The organism is Streptomyces sp. NPDC088812 (genome assembly GCF_044750285.1).
Lineage (GTDB): Bacteria > Actinomycetota > Actinomycetes > Streptomycetales > Streptomycetaceae > Streptomyces.
In genome coordinates this window covers 1-17,910 of record NZ_JBIVJP010000018.1, presented here as the reverse complement: position 1 = coordinate 17,910, position 17,910 = coordinate 1, and the positions used below count along the sequence as shown (strand labels likewise).

The 17,910-nt window shown below is 73.0% G+C and carries 17 protein-coding genes; 8 read left to right on the top strand and 9 right to left on the bottom strand.

Annotation, left to right across the window (positions count from 1 at the left end; genetic code table 11):
* Positions 1–153: 153 nt before the first annotated feature.
* Genes ACIP67_RS28385 through ACIP67_RS28370 form a run of 4 tightly spaced genes read left to right on the top strand, consistent with a single transcriptional unit; the run spans position 154 to position 4,028 of the window.
* On the top strand, positions 154–672 hold the full coding sequence (locus tag ACIP67_RS28385) for a hypothetical protein (RefSeq protein ID WP_401695693.1): 519 nt from the start codon (positions 154–156) through the stop codon (positions 670–672).
* Entirely contained in the window at positions 665–2,011 is a 1,347-nt protein-coding gene (locus tag ACIP67_RS28380) for a peptidoglycan-binding protein (protein WP_401695692.1), read from the top strand. Before ACIP67_RS28385 ends, ACIP67_RS28380 begins: the two co-directional genes overlap by 8 nt.
* Positions 2,008–2,784 carry an ABC transporter ATP-binding protein gene (locus ACIP67_RS28375; protein WP_401695691.1) on the top strand — a complete coding sequence of 259 codons (777 nt, stop codon included), beginning with the start codon at positions 2,008–2,010 and terminating at the stop codon, positions 2,782–2,784. The genes ACIP67_RS28380 and ACIP67_RS28375 overlap by 4 nt, the downstream gene beginning before the upstream one ends.
* Positions 2,781–4,028 carry an ABC transporter permease gene (locus ACIP67_RS28370; protein ID WP_401695690.1) on the top strand — a complete coding sequence of 416 codons (1,248 nt, stop codon included), beginning with the start codon at positions 2,781–2,783 and terminating at the stop codon, positions 4,026–4,028. Before ACIP67_RS28375 ends, ACIP67_RS28370 begins: the two co-directional genes overlap by 4 nt.
* A 90-nt stretch (positions 4,029–4,118) precedes the next feature.
* On the opposite strand, the gene ACIP67_RS28365 is transcribed toward ACIP67_RS28370, so the two are convergent.
* The 8 genes from ACIP67_RS28365 to ACIP67_RS28330 all read right to left on the bottom strand — a co-directional run bounded on the left by ACIP67_RS28365 (position 4,119) and on the right by ACIP67_RS28330 (position 11,449).
* A complete protein-coding gene (locus ACIP67_RS28365) occupies positions 4,119–4,946 on the bottom strand; it encodes a glycoside hydrolase domain-containing protein (RefSeq protein ID WP_401695689.1) in 828 nt (275 codons plus the stop codon).
* A gap of 342 nt (positions 4,947–5,288) precedes the next feature.
* A complete protein-coding gene (locus ACIP67_RS28360) occupies positions 5,289–6,668 on the bottom strand; it encodes a nucleobase:cation symporter-2 family protein (RefSeq protein ID WP_401695688.1) in 1,380 nt (459 codons plus the stop codon).
* A gap of 526 nt (positions 6,669–7,194) precedes the next feature.
* Positions 7,195–8,574, bottom strand: a complete 1,380-nt coding sequence (locus ACIP67_RS28355) for an 8-oxoguanine deaminase (protein ID WP_401695687.1) — start codon at positions 8,572–8,574, stop codon at positions 7,195–7,197.
* A 123-nt stretch (positions 8,575–8,697) separates the two neighbouring features.
* A complete protein-coding gene (gene pucL / locus ACIP67_RS28350) occupies positions 8,698–9,603 on the bottom strand; it encodes a factor-independent urate hydroxylase (protein ID WP_401695686.1) in 906 nt (301 codons plus the stop codon).
* Between the two features lie 6 nt (positions 9,604–9,609).
* Positions 9,610–10,050, bottom strand: coding sequence for a hydroxyisourate hydrolase (uraH, locus tag ACIP67_RS28345; RefSeq protein ID WP_401695685.1), 441 nt, complete (start codon positions 10,048–10,050; stop codon positions 9,610–9,612).
* A 2-nt stretch (positions 10,051–10,052) separates the two neighbouring features.
* On the bottom strand, positions 10,053–10,565 hold the full coding sequence (gene uraD, locus ACIP67_RS28340; RefSeq protein ID WP_401695684.1) for a 2-oxo-4-hydroxy-4-carboxy-5-ureidoimidazoline decarboxylase: 513 nt from the start codon (positions 10,563–10,565) through the stop codon (positions 10,053–10,055).
* A 267-nt stretch (positions 10,566–10,832) separates the two neighbouring features.
* Positions 10,833–11,201, bottom strand: a complete 369-nt coding sequence (locus tag ACIP67_RS28335) for a helix-turn-helix domain-containing protein (RefSeq protein ID WP_401695682.1) — start codon at positions 11,199–11,201, stop codon at positions 10,833–10,835.
* Positions 11,198–11,449, bottom strand: coding sequence for a hypothetical protein (locus ACIP67_RS28330; protein ID WP_401695681.1), 252 nt, complete (start codon positions 11,447–11,449; stop codon positions 11,198–11,200). Before ACIP67_RS28330 ends, ACIP67_RS28335 begins: the two co-directional genes overlap by 4 nt.
* A 350-nt stretch (positions 11,450–11,799) precedes the next feature.
* On the opposite strand from ACIP67_RS28330, the gene ACIP67_RS28325 reads away from it, so the two are divergent.
* The 4 genes from ACIP67_RS28325 to ACIP67_RS28310 all read left to right on the top strand — a co-directional run bounded on the left by ACIP67_RS28325 (position 11,800) and on the right by ACIP67_RS28310 (position 15,430).
* Positions 11,800–12,639, top strand: a complete 840-nt coding sequence (locus tag ACIP67_RS28325; protein WP_401695680.1) for a TIM barrel protein — start codon at positions 11,800–11,802, stop codon at positions 12,637–12,639.
* Between the two features lie 30 nt (positions 12,640–12,669).
* Entirely contained in the window at positions 12,670–13,587 is a 918-nt protein-coding gene (locus ACIP67_RS28320) for a 2-hydroxy-3-oxopropionate reductase (protein WP_401695679.1), read from the top strand.
* Between the two features lie 799 nt (positions 13,588–14,386).
* A complete protein-coding gene (locus tag ACIP67_RS28315; protein ID WP_389515010.1) occupies positions 14,387–14,635 on the top strand; it encodes a hypothetical protein in 249 nt (82 codons plus the stop codon).
* A gap of 177 nt (positions 14,636–14,812) precedes the next feature.
* Entirely contained in the window at positions 14,813–15,430 is a 618-nt protein-coding gene (locus tag ACIP67_RS28310) for a TIGR04222 domain-containing membrane protein (protein WP_401695678.1), read from the top strand.
* A 134-nt stretch (positions 15,431–15,564) separates the two neighbouring features.
* Here ACIP67_RS28310 and gcl read toward each other — a convergent pair whose 3' ends face one another.
* Complete coding sequence (gcl, locus tag ACIP67_RS28305) at positions 15,565–17,349, bottom strand: glyoxylate carboligase (RefSeq protein ID WP_401695677.1); 1,785 nt, start codon at positions 17,347–17,349, stop codon at positions 15,565–15,567.
* Positions 17,350–17,910: the final 561 nt, after the last annotated feature.

The window sequence follows — 17,910 nt, the reverse complement described above, 5'->3', positions numbered from 1 at the left end:
CGCTCAGCGGGAAAAGGGTGCCGCAGTCCGTGTTTCCCGGGCGTAAGCGTGCGGCGCACGGGTCCCCGGGGGGGCGACGGAAACGCCGGGGAAACGGCTCACCCGCTTCGCTTCGTGCCAAAGATCCCGTCCCGAACCCTTGGAGAAGACGTGATGCGGATACGGACCGGCGGCGCCCGCGCGGCGCTCCCGTCGGCGCTGCTGCTGGCGCTGGCCCTGACCGTGGCGGGCTGCGGCTCGCAGGGCGACGACACCGACCCGGCCGCCGAGGCCGCGGCCGAGGCGGACGCCCGGAGCGAGCAGCAGGCGAAGTTCGTGGAGTGCATGGGCGAGCACGGTGTGACGGTGGAGTTGAGCGACGGAGGGGGCATGCGGCTCACCGGCCGGCCCGACAAGGAGAGCGTCGACGCCGCCACGGAGGCGTGCCGCGAGTACAGCCCGGTGCGGGAGGGCGCGAACGCGGATCCCGAGGTGGAGGAGCGGATGCGGAAGATGGCGCAGTGCATGCGCGACAACGGCGTCGAGAAGTTCCCCGACCCGGAGCCCGGCCAGGGCATCCAGATCGGCCCGGACGTGGCGGAGGACCCGGACTTCGAGAAGGCGCAGACGGAGTGCGACAAGTACGCGCCGTCCGGCAGCCAGCGGTCCGACGGGAGCGACGGCAATGGCTGAGGCCGCGGTGACGGACGAGGAGAAGGACGGGGACAGGCGGCACGAAGGGCCGGAAGGGCCGGCCGTCCCGGCGGGAGACCGGGAGGCGAACCCCACGGCGGCGCAGAACGCTCCGGCGGGAGACGGTGAGGCAGGTGGCGGGCCGGCGGGTGGCGCTGTCGACGGCGGTTCCGCCGCATCCGGCACGCCCGCCCCCGGCGCCGGCCCGGCGTCCGGGGCGGCGGTCCCGGACACGCCCACCCCCACCCCGGCCCACGGCCGCCGCTCCCGCCGCCGCCCCCTGCGCCTCCTTGCCGCCCTCGGTGTCCTCGCCGCGGTCGGCGGCGCCGCGGCCGCCGGGACGCAGTTCGGTGACCAGGGTTCCGGGAGCGAGAGCAAGGACGGCGGCCTTCCCCCGGCCACGGCCGAGGTGACCCGGCAGACGCTCCGGGACAGTCTCACCGCCGACGGCGAACTCGGGTACGGCACATCGGCGACGGCGGCGGGCCGCCTCCCCGGCACGGTCACCCGTCTGCCGGAGGCCGACGAGCGGATCACCCGCGGCGAGGACCTCTACCGCGTGGACGACACGCCGGTGGTCCTGATGTACGGCTCGGTACCGGCGTACCGGGCCCTGCGCACGGGCTTGGAGGGCGCGGACGTGAAGCAGTTGGAGAGCAACCTCGAGGCCCTGGGGTACGACGGCTTCACCGTCGACGACACCTTCACCGAGGCCACCGCGGACGCCGTACGGGAGTGGCAGGAGGACGCCGGGCTGGAGGAGACCGGCGTGGTGGAGCTCGGCCGGGTCGTGTTCGCGCCGGCCGCGGTGCGGGTGGACGCCCTGGAGACCCAGGAGGGCGCCGCGACGGGCCCCGGCCAGAAGGTGCTGTCGTACACCGCGACCGCCCAGGCCGTCACCGTGGAGCTCGACACCGCCGACCGGAGACTGGCCACGCAGGGCTCGAAGGTCACCGTGGAGCTGCCGGACGGGACGTCGGTCGCCGGCCGGGTGTCGGAGGTGACGACCGAGGTCGTGCCGGGCGAGGGCGCCGACGCCGAGCCCACCACGCAGGTGAAGGTGCTGGTCGTCCTGGACGGGGACGAGGCGCAGAAGGCGGCCGAGTCCTACGTCCTGGCGTCCGTCGACGTGTCCTTCACCGCCGGTGAGCGCGAGAACGTGCTCACGGTTCCGGTCGCCGCGCTGGTCGCGCTCCCCGGGGGCGGGTTCGGCGTGGAGGTGGTCGAGGGGAAGGAAACCCGGAACGTCCCCGTGAGGACGGGCCTGTTCGCGGACGGGCGGGTGGAGATCAGCGGTGACGGGATCGCCGCCGGCACGACGGTGGGGGTGCCCGGATGATCGAGCTCACCGGCGTCACCAAGGCGTACCCGGGCGGGGTGACCGCGCTCGCCGGGGTCACCCTGACCGTGGCGCGCGGCGAACTCGTCGCCGTGGTCGGCCCGTCGGGGTCGGGCAAGTCGACGATGCTGAACATGCTCGGCACCCTGGACCGGCCCACCTCGGGCCGGATCCGCGTCGACGGGTACGACACCGGCGCCCTGTCGGACGCGCGCCTGTCGGCGCTGCGGGCGCGCCGCATCGGGTTCGTGTTCCAGCAGTTCCACCTGGCGAGCAGGACGTCGGCGCTGACGAACGTGGCGGACGGGTTGCTGTACTCCGGTCTGCGCCCGTCCGAACGCCGTTCCCGGGCCGCGGCCGCGCTGCGCCGGGTGGGCCTCGGGCACCGGCTGCACCACGCCCCGCACGAGCTGTCGGGCGGTGAGCGTCAGCGCGTCGCGGTGGCCCGCGCGGTGGCCGGCGGGCCGTCGCTGCTGCTGGCGGACGAACCCACCGGAGCCCTGGACTCGGCGTCCGGGGCGGGGGTGATGGCGCTGCTGCGGGAGCTGAACGCGGCCGGCACCACGGTCGTGATCATCACCCACGACCAGGAGATCGCCGCGGCCCTGCCCCGGCAGGTGCGGATGCGGGACGGGCGGGTGGTGGAGGACTCGGCGGACCGGGACCCCTCCGTCGGCGGCTCGGCGGACCGGGACCCGCCGGACCCGGCGCACCCGGCCGGCACGGCCGGCACGGCCGGCACGGCCGCGCTCACGGCGGGAGCGGCGCGATGACCGTACAGCTGACCGAGGAGCGTGTCCCGGCGGCGGTACCGCCGCCCGAGCTGCCGCGCCCCGCCCGGCTCCGTCCCTCCGACGTCGTGCGGGTGGGCGCCGTGGGGCTGCGCACCCGTCCGCTGCGGGCGTTCCTGTCCGCGCTGGGGATCGCGATCGGCATCGCCGCCATGGTGGCCGTCGTGGGGATCTCGTCGTCCTCCCGGGCCGACCTGGACCGGGCGCTGGCGGCCCTGGGCACCAATCTGCTCACCGTCTCCCCCGGCAGCACACTGACCGGAGGACAGGCCCGGCTCCCCGCCTCGGCGGAGGAGATGGTGGCCCGGATCGACGGGGTGGAGTCGGTGTCGGCGGTCGGCAAGGTGCCGGACGCGAAGGTGTACCGCAACGACCGGATCCCGCAGGTGCAGACGAACGGCATCGCGGCCTACGCGGCCCGTACCTCCCTGCGTTCCGCCGTCGGGGGCCGGCTGGCGAGCGGGGCCTGGCTGAACACGGCCACGGCCCGCTACCCGGCCGTGGTGCTCGGCTCGGCGGCCGCCGAGCGGCTGGGCATCGGCCGGGCGGGGCAGGACACGCGGGTACTGGTCGGCGGACGGTGGTTCACCGTCGTCGGGATCCTCCGGTCGATGCCGCTGGCCGCGGAGCTGAACTCGGCGGCGCTGGTCGGCTGGCCGACGGCGGAGCGGGAGCTGGGCTTCGACGGGTACGCCACGACCGTCTACACGCGCTCCGCGGAGGAGAAGGTGGAGTCGGTGCGGACCGTGCTGGCCGCGACGGCGAACCCGGAGGCGCCGAGCGAGGTGAACGTCTCGCGGCCCTCGGACGCGCTGGCGGCGCAGCAGGCGACCGACGAGGCGTTCACCGGACTGCTGCTGGGCCTGGGAGCGGTGGCGCTGCTGGTCGGCGGGGTGGGGGTGGCCAACACGATGGTCATCTCGGTGCTGGAGCGCCGGGCCGAGGTGGGCCTGCGCCGCTCGCTGGGGGCGACGCGGGGGCAGATCCGCGGGCAGTTCCTCATGGAGTCCTTGCTGCTGTCGGCGCTCGGCGGGGCGGGCGGGGCCGTGCTGGGGCTGGCCGTGACCGTCGGCTATGCCCTCTACCAGGGCTGGCCGGCGACGGTCCCGGCCTGGGCCCTGGCGGGCGGGGTGGCGGCCACGCTGGTGATCGGCGGGCTGGCCGGCCTGTATCCGGCGGTCCGGGCCTCCCGGCTCTCCCCGACGGAGGCGCTGGCGACGCCATGACCGGCCGGCCGAGGGTTCGTACGCGGCGGAGGGCGGGGTGAGCGACGACGACAGGGCCGGCCGGTGACCTACCGGCCGGCCGGTGTCGCGTCAGCCGATGATCGCGACGGGGGCGTCCCAGGCGTTGCGGTCGACGGTGATGGTGTGACCGCCGCGCGTCTCCTTGCTGTTGACGATGTACTGGTGGCCGCGGCTGTGGTTGGTGAACAGCTTGGGGTCCCAGGGCCAGTCCGTGGTGGTGGTGTTCTTCTTGTCCCACAGCGCGTACCAGAGGTTGCCCGGCAGGTCCGTCTTGTTCGTCGCGGTGGCGATGGCCTTGGCGCTGGAGCTGCTGAAGCCGTAGTAGCCGGCGCGGTAGGTCTTGGCGCGCAGGGTCTTGGTGAAGGAGCGCACGTAGGTCAGGACGGCGTCGTTGCACGCCTTGTCCGTGATGGCGTAGGGCTCCATGTCGAGGTAGATCGCACTGCCGGCCTTCATGCCGAGCGCGGCGGCCTTGGCGACCGCGTCGCCCGCGTTGCTCGCGCCGAGGGAGGCCGCCGTGGCGGCGGTGAACTTCTCCGGGTTCGTACCGGTCTGGCAGGGCGGCTGGGCGCCGACGTACAGCGGGATGAGCTTGTAGCCGAGGGAGTTGACCGACTTCACCCAGGACGCGGTCAGGTTGGGCTGGGCGCAGCCGCGGTTCTTGCCGCCGATGTAGACGGCGGCGGCACCGTAGAAGCCGGTGTTCCAGGCCTTCATCGCCGCCAGGGAAGGCGCCGTGCAGGTGTCGAACGCCCGGCCCGTGTAGGTCTTCTGCGCCGGCCAGGCCGTGGCCGCCATCGAGGTCTGTGCCGCGATCCCGGCGCCGGCGGCGACGACGACACCCGCCGTCGACCAGGCGATGTAGCGGCCTCTTCTGGACATCCGGTGACTGGACATTTCCCACCCCATTCGACGCGCGGCCCACGGCCGCGGCTGGTGCGCCCGCGGCGGCCGGCGCGTGCGGCGGCACTCCGTGGGGTGCGGTGGCACTCCACGGGGGTGCGGTCGCGGCGCTCGGTGCCGCCTGCGGTGGCGCGGTACGGCTCCGGTGTCCGAAGCGGTCCGAAGCGGTCCGACCCTATCCAAGGCCTGTGAGCCGGAGTACGTCGGCCCTGCCCGGGCCCGCACCGCGGAGCGCCCGGTCCGGCCTCGGGCAGGGCCGGGCGCTCCGCGGTGCGGGCCCGGGAGCCGGGCGCCCCGTTCCCGGCCCGCGGGCGTCCCGGCTCCGGCCGACGGGCGTCAGAGCGCTTTCGCCGGTACTCCCGCGATCTCCTCCCCCGCCTCCATCGGATGGGTCACGTCCTGCGCGTCGCGGCTCGTGCCGAGGTGGTTGAAGACGAGGTTGAGCAGGACGGCCGCCACGCAGCCGGTGGAGATGCCCGAGTCCAGGACGATCCTCACCGTCTCCGGGAAGGCGTGGTAGAACTCCGGCGCGGTGATCGGGACGATGCCGACGGCGAGGGAGACGGCGACGATCAGGACGTTGTTGTCCTTGTCCAGACCGGCCCGGACGAGGGTCTGGATGCCGCTCGCCGCCACCGACCCGAACAGGACCACGCCCGCCCCGCCGAGGACCGGGCGCGGTACGACGGCGATGAGCGAGGCGGCCACCGGGCACAGGCCCATGAGGACCAGGAAGCCGCCGCCGGCCGCCACGACGAAGCGGCTGCGGATCCTCGTCATGGCGACGAGCCCGATGTTCTGGGCGAAGGCGCTGCACATGAAGCCGTTGAAGACGGGGCTGAGGGCGGAGCCGAGGGTGTCGGCGCGCAGGCCCGCCGCGATCGTCCGCTCGTCCGCGGGACGGCCGACGATCTCGCCCAGCGCCAGCATGTCCGCCGTGGACTCGGTCATCGAGACCACCATCACCACGCACATCGACAGGATCGCGGCGAGGTGGAACTGCGGGGCGCCGAAGTGGAAGGGGGTGGGGAAGCCGACCACGTCCGCGTCCGCGACGGGACCGAAGTCGGTGACGCCGAACGGGATCGCGACCAGCGTCCCGGCTACCAGGCCGAGCAGGACGGCTATCTGCTTGACGAAGCCCCGGGTGAACCGGCGCAGGAGCAGGACGAGCAGCAGGGTGATGCCGGCCAGGGCGAGGTAGGTCGCCGACCCGTAGTCGTCCGCCGCCGGATCCGGGCCCTGGGCCCAGCCGAAGGCGACGGGCAGCAGGGACACGCCGATCAGGGTGATCACGGTGCCGGTGACGACGGGCGGGAAGAAGCGGACCGCCTTGCAGAAGACGGGGGCGGCGAGGAAGCCCAGCAGTCCGGCGACGATCACCGCGCCGAAGATGACCGGCAGGGCGTCGGACTTGTCCTCGGTGGAGGCGACGATGGCCGTCATGGGGGCGACGCCGGCGAAGGTGACGCCGTTGACGAAGGGCAGCCGGGCGCCGATCTTCCAGATGCCCAGCGTCTGCAGGAAGGTCGCGAGGCCGGCGGTGAAGAGGCAGGCGCCGGTGAGGAAGGTGAGGTCGGTGCCGGTGAGGCCGATGGCCGCGCCGACGATCAGGGGCGGGGCGACGACCCCCGCGTACATGGCGGCCACATGCTGAAGGCCGCTCGTCGCCATTTTCAGGGCGGGGAGTTTCTCGTCGACAGGGTGGGCGGACACGGCGGCTCTCCTCCGGTTGGATACACGGCAGCTCTGGCGTGGGTTTCAGGGAGGTGGTGCGCGGTCATGGGGGCACCTCCCGCTCGAGCGAAGTCGAGAGCGGGGGAGGGACCGGGAAAGCGGGGACGGGGGTCCGCCCCGGGGTGGGGGACGGTCCGCCCCGGGGTGGGGGGACGGTCCATCCCGGGGTGGGGGGACGGTCCATCCCGGGGTGGGGGGACGGTCCATCCCGGGGTGGGGGGACGGCCCATCTCGGGGTGGGGGGACGGTGGGGGAACCGGCCGCCGGGATACGGGCGGGACGGCGGGGAACCGTCCCGGGGCGCACGCGTCCACGCGCGCCCCGGTCACGGCGTCCGGTCGAGGGCCGTCCCCCTCGGCCGGAGTTCTGGGCCCGGGTTCGGGGCCGGAGTACTGGGCCGGCGTGCTGAGCCCCGGTTCGGGGCCGGAGTGCTGGGCCGGCGTTCTGGGCCCGAGTTGAGGGCCGAAGTGCTGGGCCCCGGTTCGGGGCCGGGGGTCCGGGCCGCTCAGCCCTGTGCGGTGATCCGGGCGAGCCGCCGCGCCTCCGCGCGCGTGGCGCGCGCGATGGCGTCCTCGTCGGCGGTGAGCAGGCGGCCGTCCTCGACGATCTGACGGCCGTTCACGAAGGAGGCGGTGACCGGGGCGGCCGCGCCGAGGACCAGTGCGGTCACCGGGTCGGCGATGGAGGCGTGGGCGAGGGTGTCCAGCTTCCACAGCACCAGGTCGGCGAGCTTGCCCGGCTCCAGCGAGCCGATCTCGGCCGCCCGGCCCAGGACCCGGGCACCGCCGTGGGTGCCGAGGCGCAGCGCCTGGCGGGCGTTCAGGGCGGCCTCGCGGTGGGGGCCGAGGCGGTTGACGAGGAGGGCGTTGCGCAGTTCGGTGTGGAGTTCGCCGGACTCGTTGGAGGCGGTGCCGTCGACGCCGAGGCCGACCGGGACGCCGGCCGCGAGCATGTCGGGGACGCGGGCGATGCCGGCGGCCAGGCGGGCGTTGGAGGACGGGCAGTGGGCGACACCGGTCCCGGTGCGGGCGAACGCGGCGATGTCGGAGTCGTTCATGTGGACGCAGTGCGCCATCCACACGTCCGCACCGAGCCAGCCGGTGGACTCGAAGTAGTCGGTCGGGCCCATGCCGAACAGCTCGTGGCAGAACTTCTCCTCCTCGACCGTCTCCGAGCCGTGGGTGTGCAGGCGCACCCCGAGGCGGCGGGCCAGTCCGGCGCCCTCGCGGAGCAGTTCGGTGGAGACGGAGAACGGGGAGCAGGGGGCGACGGCGACCTGGGTCATCGCGTCGGAGGAGGCGTCGTGGTGCTGCCGTACCGTCTCCTCGGTGGCGGTGAGGGCGCCCTCCAGGGTCTCGACGGCGAAGTCGGGGGGCAGGCCGCCGTCCTTCTCGCTGCGGTCCATGGAGCCGCGGGCGAGGGTGAAGCGCACGCCCATGTCGCGGGCGGCGCCGATGATCGCGCCGGAGAGGTCGCCGGTGCCCCGGGGGAAGACGTAGTGGTGGTCCATGGCGGTGGTGACGCCGCCGCGGGCCATCATCGCGAGCGAGCCCTCGGCGGCCGCGCGGACCATCGGCTCGTCGATGCGCGCCCAGGTGGGGTAGAGGGCGACGAGCCAGTCGAAGAGGTTGTGGTCCGTGGCCAGGCCCCGGGTGATCCACTGGTAGAAGTGGTGGTGGGTGTTGACCAGACCGGGGGTCACCAGGTGCCCGGTGGCGTCGATACGGCGGGCGACGTCCGTCAGGCCGTCCGGGGCCCTGCCCGCGCCGAGCGACTCGACGCGGTTGCCGGCGATGACGAGGTGACCGTCCGCGTACTCGGTGTCGTGGGCGTCGACGGTCGCGATCGCACAGTTCTCGATGACGATACGCCGGTCTGCTGCCATGGTTCGTCCTTGTTCGCTGGGGTTCGGCAGTGGAGCGGTGGAGTGGGCACGGCAGGACCCGCGGGAGTTCGAGCGCCGTGGCCGGGGACGCGTACCCCGGCCACGGGTGCCGAGCGGAGGGACCTACAGGTTGGTGAGGTCCACCGGTATGCGCGCCTCGCAGCCGTCCCGCAGGACGGTGGCCTCGATCAGGCCGTACGGGCGGTCGGCGGCGAAGTAGACGGCCCCGTCGGCGGTGTCGTTCTTCAGCCCGAACGGCTCCAGGTCGACCAGGAAGTGGTGCTTGTTCGGGAGGGAGAAGCGGACCTCGTCTATCTCGTCGCGGTGGTCGATGATCCGGGTGCCCATCGCGTAGAGGGTCTGCTGGAGGGAGAGCGAGTAGGTCTCGGCGAAGGCTTCGAGCAGGTGCGTGCGGGTGCGGGCGTAGGAGGCGTCCCAGTCGGGCGCCGGCTGCCCGTCGTCGGTCCAGTTGAACCGCCAGCGCGCGGAGACCTCGGTGGCGAGAATCCGGTCGTGCGTCTCGGTGAGGGTCGTGTACTTGTCCTTGACGTAGCCCCAGAACTCGGAGTCGGTGGAGTTCATCACGACCAGGTCCTTCAGACCGGAGACGACCTCCCAGGACGAGCCGTCGTAGGTGATCTGGGTCAGCCGGGTCTCCTGGCCCTTGCGGGCGAAGGAGTGCGCGCTCTCCCCCGCGTGCTCGATCCGCTCCCAGGCGTACTCCTCGATGCGGATGCGCGCCCGGTGGATCGGCTCCTGCGAGGTGACGAAGTGGCGGGCGAGGTGGATGCCGAACTGCTCGGCGGACTCGATGCCGTGCTCCTTGGCGAACGCGTACACCGTGTTCTTGGTGGTGTCGGTCGGCAGGACGTGGGCGTTGGAGCCGGAGTGGTGGACCTCGTCCATGTCGCCGCTGAGCGACACCGACACGTTGAGGTCCTTGATGTGGTGGGTGGCGCCGTCCCGCGTGATCTTGACGACCCGGTTCTCGGCCTTGCCGTACTGGTTCTGTCCCAGAAGGGTGGGCATATCTAGCTAGCTCCCTCGGTAAACGGAGTAGCCGAACGGGTTGAGCAGCAGCGGTACGTGGTAGTGCTCGCCGGGGTTCACGGCGAAGGTGATCGCCACCTCGGGGAAGAACACGGCACCGCTGTCCCGATTCGCGGGGGCGTCCTGCTGCGCATCGGCTTGCTTCTTCTTCTCGTTCTTCTCGTTGTTCTCGTTCTTCTCGTTCTTCTGGTTCTTCTCGAAATACGGCTCCACGGCGAAGTCGAGCCGTACGTGGGTGGTGCCCTCCGGCAGTGCCGGGAGGTCCTTGCACCGGCCGTCCGCGTCGGTCGCGGAACCGCCGAGCGCCCGCCAGTCGGCGTCGCGCCCGGAGCGGGCGGAGAGCCGGACGGCGACGCCCCCGGCGGGGCGGCCGACGCTGGTGTCCAGGATGTGCGTGGACACGGAGGCGGTGGTGCTGGTGCTCATGGTCAGGCCTCCTCTTCGACGAGTCGGGCGAGCCGGATGCGGTTGATCTTCCCGAGCTCGGTGCGGACGATCTCCCGCTCCTGTTCCGGCGCGTTGCCGATCCGCTCCTTGACCGCGTCGCGCATCTGCTCGCCGGTACGGCCGGTGGCGCAGATCAGGAAGACGTGGCCGAACCGCTCCTGGTAGGCCAGGTTGAGTTCGAGCATCTCCGCCTTGAGCTCGTCGGAGGCGCCGGCCATGCCGCGCTGTTCGCGCGCCGAGGCCGGGTCGCCCGGCTTGGGGCGGCCGATCGGGGGGTGACCGGCCATCGCCTCCGCGAGGTCCCGCGCGGTCAGCGCGGCCATGGCGGCGTCACTGGCGGCGTAGAGGGCGTCGGCGGTGGCGTAGGGGCGGGCCGCGAGCAGTCGGCCGGCCCAGGCCGTCGAGGCGCACGCCTCGTGGAGCGCGGCGGAGGCCGCGGACTCCTCGAGTTCGTTGAACCGGGCCAGACCCGGGGGCAGGGAAGTCGACGTCACGGGAGCCTCCGTGGCCGCGTGGGCCTTCGTGCTGAACGGGCTGCGGCTACTTAACGCCCTTCAGAAACACCCCGTCAACACTTTGTTGAAAATTCCGGGTAACGAAACCCGAGGGCCGCGACAGGGCGCCGCAGCCGCGCCCGACCGGGCCTCCGGCGCGTGTCCGGGGCCGCGCGCGGGGGCCGTCGGGGCCCGCCGCCGCCCGTGCCGCCGAGCGCGCCGCCCCCGCCCCGGGCCTCATCATCGGCCCCGGCAGCGCGGCCGCGCTCAGTTGCCCTTCTCCCGGTTGAGGTAGTTGTAGACGGTGAAGCGGCTCACGCCGAGCGCGCTCGCCACGGTCTCCACGCCGTGCCGGACGGAGAAGGCGCCGCGCGCCTCGAGCGTCCGCACGACCTCCTGCTTGGCCTTGCGGTCCAGGTCGGCCAGGGGCTTGCCCTTCTTGCGCTCCATGGCGGCCAGGATGTGGTCGAGCGAGTCGGCGAGCTGCGGCAGGCGCACGGCGACGACGTCGGCGCCCTCCCAGGCCAGGACGACGTCGTCGGGGCCGGCCTCGTCCGGCGGGAGCAACTCGCCGCCCATGGCGTCGACCAGCGGCTTCACCGCCGTGATGAAGGGCTCGTCCCGGGCACCGGTCACTTCTCGCCCTCCCCGAGGACGTTGACCTGGAGGGTGACCCGGGTGGCGCCGGCCGCCAGGGTCCGGCGCAGCAGGGCGTCCACGGCGTTCAGGACCGCGTCGGCGCCGCCCTCCGCGGTGTTGCCGAACGGGCCGACGTCGACGGCGTCGAGGTCGGCGACTTCGACGACCTCGCGGGCGACCAGCGCGTGCGCGGGCGCCTCGTCGAGGTCGAAGGGCTCGGTGGTGAACTCAACTCTCAGACGCATCGCGCCGCACACCTCTCTGACCTGCGCGTCATGACGCCCTCCGACGGGAGGGCGGATCCGGGCCCCGCACGCGGTCGTGAACCGGTTCCCGACGCCCGGACCCCGACCTTAACGGACCGCGCCGCGCGGCCATCGGGCCCTCGGACCCGGCAGCCTCCGGCCGGCGACAGCCCCCCGAGAGCACGCACGGCCCCCGAGTGGCCCCCGCGCCTCTTGACAAGCCCGACACCCGACGGCAGTCTTCCAATAGGCAGAAACCTAATTCCGCATTACGGAAACCAAGCCGGAATAAAAGACACACCGACTCACTGGACACACCCGGTGGCGACACGGAAGGAGCGCGGCACCCGATGGGATTCGCAGACCAGCGCTTCAACGTCAACCTGTCCATCCTCTTCACGGAACTCCCGCTCCTGGAGCGCCCCGCGGCCGCCGCCGCGGCCGGCTTCACCGCGGTCGAGCTGTGGTGGCCCTGGATCGACTCCCCCACGCCCGAGCGGTCCGAGCTCGACGCCCTGAGGACGGCCGTCGAGGACGCGGGCGTACGGCTGACCGGCCTGAACTTCTACGCCGGGCGGCTCCCCGGCCCAGACCGCGGCGCCCTGTCGGTCCCCGGCGAGGAGTCGGAGCGGTTCCGCGCCAACATCGACGTGGCCGCCGGTTTCGCCGGGTCGCTGGGCTGCACGGCGCTCAACGCGCTCTACGGCAACCGCGTCGACGGCGTGGACCCGGCCGAGCAGGACGCGCTGGCCCTGGAGAACCTGGCGCTCGCCGCGCGGGCCGCCGACCGGATCGGCGCGACCCTGCTGATCGAGGCCCTGAACCGCGCCGAGTCACCGCTGTACCCGCTGGTGTCGGCCCCGGCCGCCGTGACGGTCGTGGACCGGGTCAACGAGGCCACCGGCCTCGGCAACGCCCGGTTCCTGATGGACCTCTACCACCTGTCCATGAACGGCGAGGACCTTCCGTCGGTGATCGAGCGGTACGCGGCGGCGACCGGGCACGTCCAGATCGCCGACAACCCCGGCCGCGGCGCCCCCGGCACCGGCTCGCTCCCCCTGGAGGACCTCCTCGACCAGCTGGCGAAGGCCGGATACGAGGGCTGGGTGGGGCTGGAGTACAAGCCGGGCGACCGTCCGAGCTCCGAGGCGTTCGACTGGCTCCCGGCCGCGGCGCGCGCCGCCCGCTGAACACCCCCGTCACCGAGAGGCTCCCTCACCATGAGCAACAACCTTGCAGCCGGTTCCCACCCGACCCGCCCGGCGATCGCCTGGATCGGCCTCGGCATCATGGGCTCCCCCATGTCGGAGAACCTGATCAAGGCGGGCTACGACGTCACCGGCTTCACCCTGGAGCGGGAGAAGCTGGACCGCCTGGCCGCCGCCGGCGGCACCGCGGCGGGCTCGATCGCCGAGGCCGTCCGGGACGCCGACGTCGTGATCACGATGGTGCCCGCCTCCCCCCAGGTCGAGGCCATCGCGTACGGCCCCGACGGCATCCTCGAGAACGCGCGCTCCGGCGCGCTGCTGATCGACATGTCCTCGATCACCCCGCAGACCTCGGTCCGCCTGGCGGAGGCCGCGCGGGACAAGGGCATCCGCGTGCTCGACGCGCCGGTGTCCGGCGGCGAGGCGGGCGCGGTCGAGGCGGTGCTGTCCATCATGGTCGGCGGCGAGCGGGCCGACTTCGACGAGGCCCGGCCGGTCTTCGAGGCGCTGGGCAGGACCATCGTGCTGTGCGGTCCGCACGGCTCGGGCCAGACCGTGAAGGCCGCCAACCAGCTGATCGTCGCCGTGAACATCCAGGCGTGCGCCGAGGCCGTGGTCTTCCTGGAGAAGTCGGGCGTGGACCTGAAGGCGGCGCTGGACGTCCTCGGCGGCGGTCTGGCCGGCTCCACCGTGCTGACCCGCAAGAAGGACAACTTCCTGGAGCGCGACTTCAAGCCGGGCTTCCGCATCGACCTGCACCACAAGGACATGGGCATCGTCACGGACGCCGCCCGCGCCGTCGGCGCGGCCCTGCCCGTCGGCGCCGTGGTGGCCCAGCTCGTGGCGAGCCTGCGCGCGCAGGGCGACGGCGGCCTGGACCACTCCGCACTGCTGCGGGCCGTGGAGCGCCTGTCCGGCGCCCAGGTCTGACACCCCGGCCTCCGGGCGGCACCCCCGCCGACACCTGTCCTGTCGCGCCCGAGGCGGCGGCGCCGCCCGGAACCACCCACCGGACGTCAACAGACTGTTGACCTCCGGTTCACCCCGAACCTAGGCTCCACGAAGCGGAAGAACTTTTCCGCTTCCCTCTCCAGGATGGTCCACGATGTCGAAGCGCGCGCCCACCGCTCGTGCCCGCGCCACAGCGGTCCACGCCCCTGCGGTCCACGCCCCAGCAGCCCGCGCCACAGCGGCCCGCGCCCCGGCGGTCCACACCCCAGCGGCCCGCGCCACAGCGGCCCGCGCCACAGCGGTCCACACCCCAGCGATCCACACCCCAGCGGCCCGCGCCCCGCGCGAGGACTGACCCCCCGGCCCGCGCACGGGATCGACGGGAGGTCGTGATCCCGTGCGCGTGACCCGCCGCCACCGCGTGATCCGCATGAGGGGTGATCGCGGGGTGCGCGGCGGGCGGGGCGAGGACCGCGGCGGTGTGCGAGCCAGTGCGGTGGTGAAGGACCCGCGGTGCCCTTCCGGCCAGAGGGAGGACACCCCGGCTCCGTCGCATCCGCCGCGGTCCCGGCCCCTCGACGGCCTCCCGATACCCCGTCCGGCGGCGCGAACGTCCTGTCGCGCCCGGTCTCGCGCCGTCGGACGGCCACACCCTGTCCCGCGCTCCCCCGCCGGTCCCACGACCGCGGGGGAGCGCGGCGCGTCGCCCCACGCTCCTCCACGGTCCTGCCGGTCCCCCCGGCGTGCGCGTCCGCCCGGCCCGCAGCAGCCTGAAGGCATGGGCGATACGACGCAGTACCCGCACATCGTGGTCCACCCTCCGGCGCTGGACGGCTCGCGCCGGGTCACCGCAGGTGACGTCACCCTGGGACTCGCCACCCACCTCGACGACGTCGTCGAGATCCTCCGGCTGGCCGACCTGGACCGGATCGAGGTGGAGGAGAGCGACCTCATCGAGTGGCAGGGCGGCGGCCCGGACGACTGGCCGGGGCTGTCGGAACACCACGAACAGCACCACGAGCCGTAGACGGCCGGAGGGACACGGGCCGGGGTGGCCCGAACCTCACTTCGGTGGTGACCCGAACCTCAAATCAAGCTCTGAACTCGGTTCAGCGGGCTTCAACTCCTGCCGTACCCGGGCACATCCTGGTCACGCGGGGCCCGCCTGCACGGGGGCGGCGGGCTCCGCTCCAGGGGGTCTGCCATGAGTGGGGACACGGACATCCGGCTCCAGCCGCACGAGGTCGCGCTGCTGCGGGGCGGTCCGCGCGCCGCCGTCACGGTCGCCGTGGTCGGCCTCCATCTGCGGGGCGCGGTGGAAGCGGGCCGGCCGGGGACGATGAGGGCGCCGCGACCGCTCGTCGCGGACACGGTCCCGGGACAGTCGCCGCCTCCCCTCCCGCCGCTGGAGAGCGCCGTGCGCGCGTCCCTCGCCGAGCCCTGCGGGCTGCGGCAGTTGGTGAGACGGCCGGACGTCCGCCTGGCGGTGGCCCTGATGCGCATCCCCCTGGCGGAGGCCGGTCTGCTGCGCTACCCGCTGCTCGGCCCGACCCGCGCCGCCCGCCGCCATGTGCGTGCCCTGCGGGAGCGGCACGCCCTGCCCGCGGAGCGGCGCGGCCTGACCGACCACGACAGACTGCTCGCCGTCGCGCTGCACGGCGAGGCGGCGCTGCGGGTGCTCGTCCCGCGCTTCGCCCTGCGGGCGGGACTGGTCGGCCGGGCCCCGGTGGCGGACAAGGGGTTCCACTCCCGGTCGCCCCGCGGCGGCGGCACGGGCGGGACCCCGTACTCCTGCGGCGGCGGGGGCGGCGGCCCGGACTGAGGAGCGCGCACGCCCCGGACCGCGCCTGAACCCGCCCACCGCGGAAGGCATGCGGAAAAGCGGCCCGTCCCCCGACGAGCCGCTCCCGTTCCTCCGCTCCCACACTCCCCGCTACGGCTCCAGGACGCCGCGCGTCAGACCTTCAGCGTCCTGATCGCCGTCGGGGCGTGCCCCGGTTCCGTGGCGGTCTCCTCGAACTCCACGACGTTGCCGATGTCGTTGGTGACGCTCATGGAGATGTTGGTGACGCGCTCCAGGATCGCCTCCACGACGACCGGCACCCGGAACTCGGCGGCGAGCTTCCTGGCCTGCTCGAAGGCGGCGCCCAGCTCGTTCGGGTCGGTCACGCGGATCGCCTTGCAGCCGAGGCCCTCGGCGACCTTGACGTGGTCGACGCCGTAGACGCCCAGCTCGGGCGAGTTGACGTTCTCGAACTCCAGCTTGACCTGGAAGTCGATGTCGAAGGCGCGTTGCGCCTGGCGGATGAGGCCCAGGTAGGAGTTGTTGACCAGGACGTGGACGTAGGGGATCTTGTGCTGCGCGCCCACCGCCAGTTCCTCGATCATGAACTGGAAGTCGTAGTCCCCGGAGAGGGCGACGACGGTGGCCTCCGGGTCGGCCGTGGCGACGCCGAGGGCGGCCGGGACGGTCCAGCCGAGGGGGCCCGCCTGGCCGCAGTTGATCCAGTGGCGCGGCCGGTAGACGTGCAGCATCTGGGCGCCGGCGATCTGCGAGAGGCCGATGGTGGAGACGTAGCGGGTCTGAGGGCCGAAGGCCTTGTTCATCTCCTCGTAGACGCGCTGCGGCTTGATCGGGATGTCGTCGAAGTGCGTACGGCGCTGGAGCGTGGCCCGCTTCTCCTGCGCCGCGGCGGCCCAGGCGGAGCGGTCGGGCAGCCTGCCCGCCGCCTTCAGCTCGCGGGCCGCCTCGACGAACAGTTCCAGGGCCGCCTTGGCATCGGAGGCGATGCCGTAGTCGGGGGCGAAGATCCTGCCGATCTGGGTGGGCTCGACGTCGACGTGGACGAAGGTGCGGCCGGCGGTGTAGACGTCCAGTTTCCCGGTGTGGCGGTTGGCCCAGCGGTTCCCGATGCCGAGCACGAAGTCGGACTCCAGGAAGGTCGCGTTGCCGTAGCGGTGCGAGGTCTGGAGGCCGACCATGCCCGCGTTCAGGTCGTGGTCGTCGGGGATCGTCCCCCAGCCCATCAGGGTCGGCACGACCGGTGTGCCGGTCAGTTCGGCGAACTCCACCAGGAGGTCGGACGCGTCGGCGTTGACGACACCGCCGCCCGCGACGATCAGCGGGCGTTCGGCGGCGTTCAGCATGCCGAGCGCCTTGTCGATCTGGGCGCGGGTCGCGGCCGGCTTGTAGACGGGCAGCGGCTCGTAGGTGTCCGGGTCGAACTCGATCTCGGTGAGCTGGACGTCGATCGGCAGGTCGACGAGGACCGGGCCGGGACGGCCGGAGCGCATGAGGTGGAAGGCCTGCTGGAAGACGCCGGGCACCTGGGCGGCCTCCAGGACGGTCACCGCCATCTTGGTCACCGGCCTGGCGATCGAGGCGATGTCGACGGCCTGGAAGTCCTCCTTGTGGATCACGGAGGTCGGGGCCTGGCCCGTGATGCACAGAATCGGGACGGAGTCGCCGATGGCCGAGTACAGGCCGGTGATCATGTCGGTGCCGGCGGGTCCCGACGTGCCGACGCAGACGCCGATGTTGCCCGGGTGGGCGCGGGTGTACCCCTCCGCCATGTGCGAGGCGCCCTCGACGTGGCGGGCGAGCGTGTGGGCGATGCCGCCGGAGGCCTCGAGGGCCGCGTAGAACGGGTTGATCGCCGCGCCGGGGACACCGAACGCGGCGGTGACGCCCTCGCGCCTGAGGATTTCGACTGCCGCGCGGGCAGCGGTCATTCGAGCCATCGAGTACTCCAGCTTCGGCTGTCGGACGTGCTCTCCCGTCGCGCCCCGCGGCGAGCACCTCCGCTATGAATTTCACATTGCGGAAAACTGTTTCTACTATCTGGAAGCAATGTAGGGGGGTGGGGAGAGGCCGTCAAGAGACGGGCACGGAGGGATGAGAGACCGACCTCGGTCCTGATGTGTCCGCGCGAGGGGCGCACACTGCGCCACCGCCACCCGAGGCCGCGCCTCCGATGATGCGCGCGGAAGTCGCCCCGCGCGGCATACACCTGGCGGCCGACCTGCTCGATGGGCCATGCTGCGCCACACCAGCCGCCCACCCGCGGGCAGGCCCCCTCACCGACCGCGAGGATCCGCCCTCGCCGCGCGCCGAGGAAATCCGACGATGACCGCACTCCACGACGACCGACATCAGCCCGCCAGCCACACATTTCTGGATTCGTCGCGGGCACACGTCCATAATCCGGTGTCGGCGTCGGTTGAACTTGGACCCACTTTGGGCGGTTGAATTCTGACCCGGTTGGTGGTGGTTCAGTCGTTGTCGGTTGTGTCGGTGGGGAC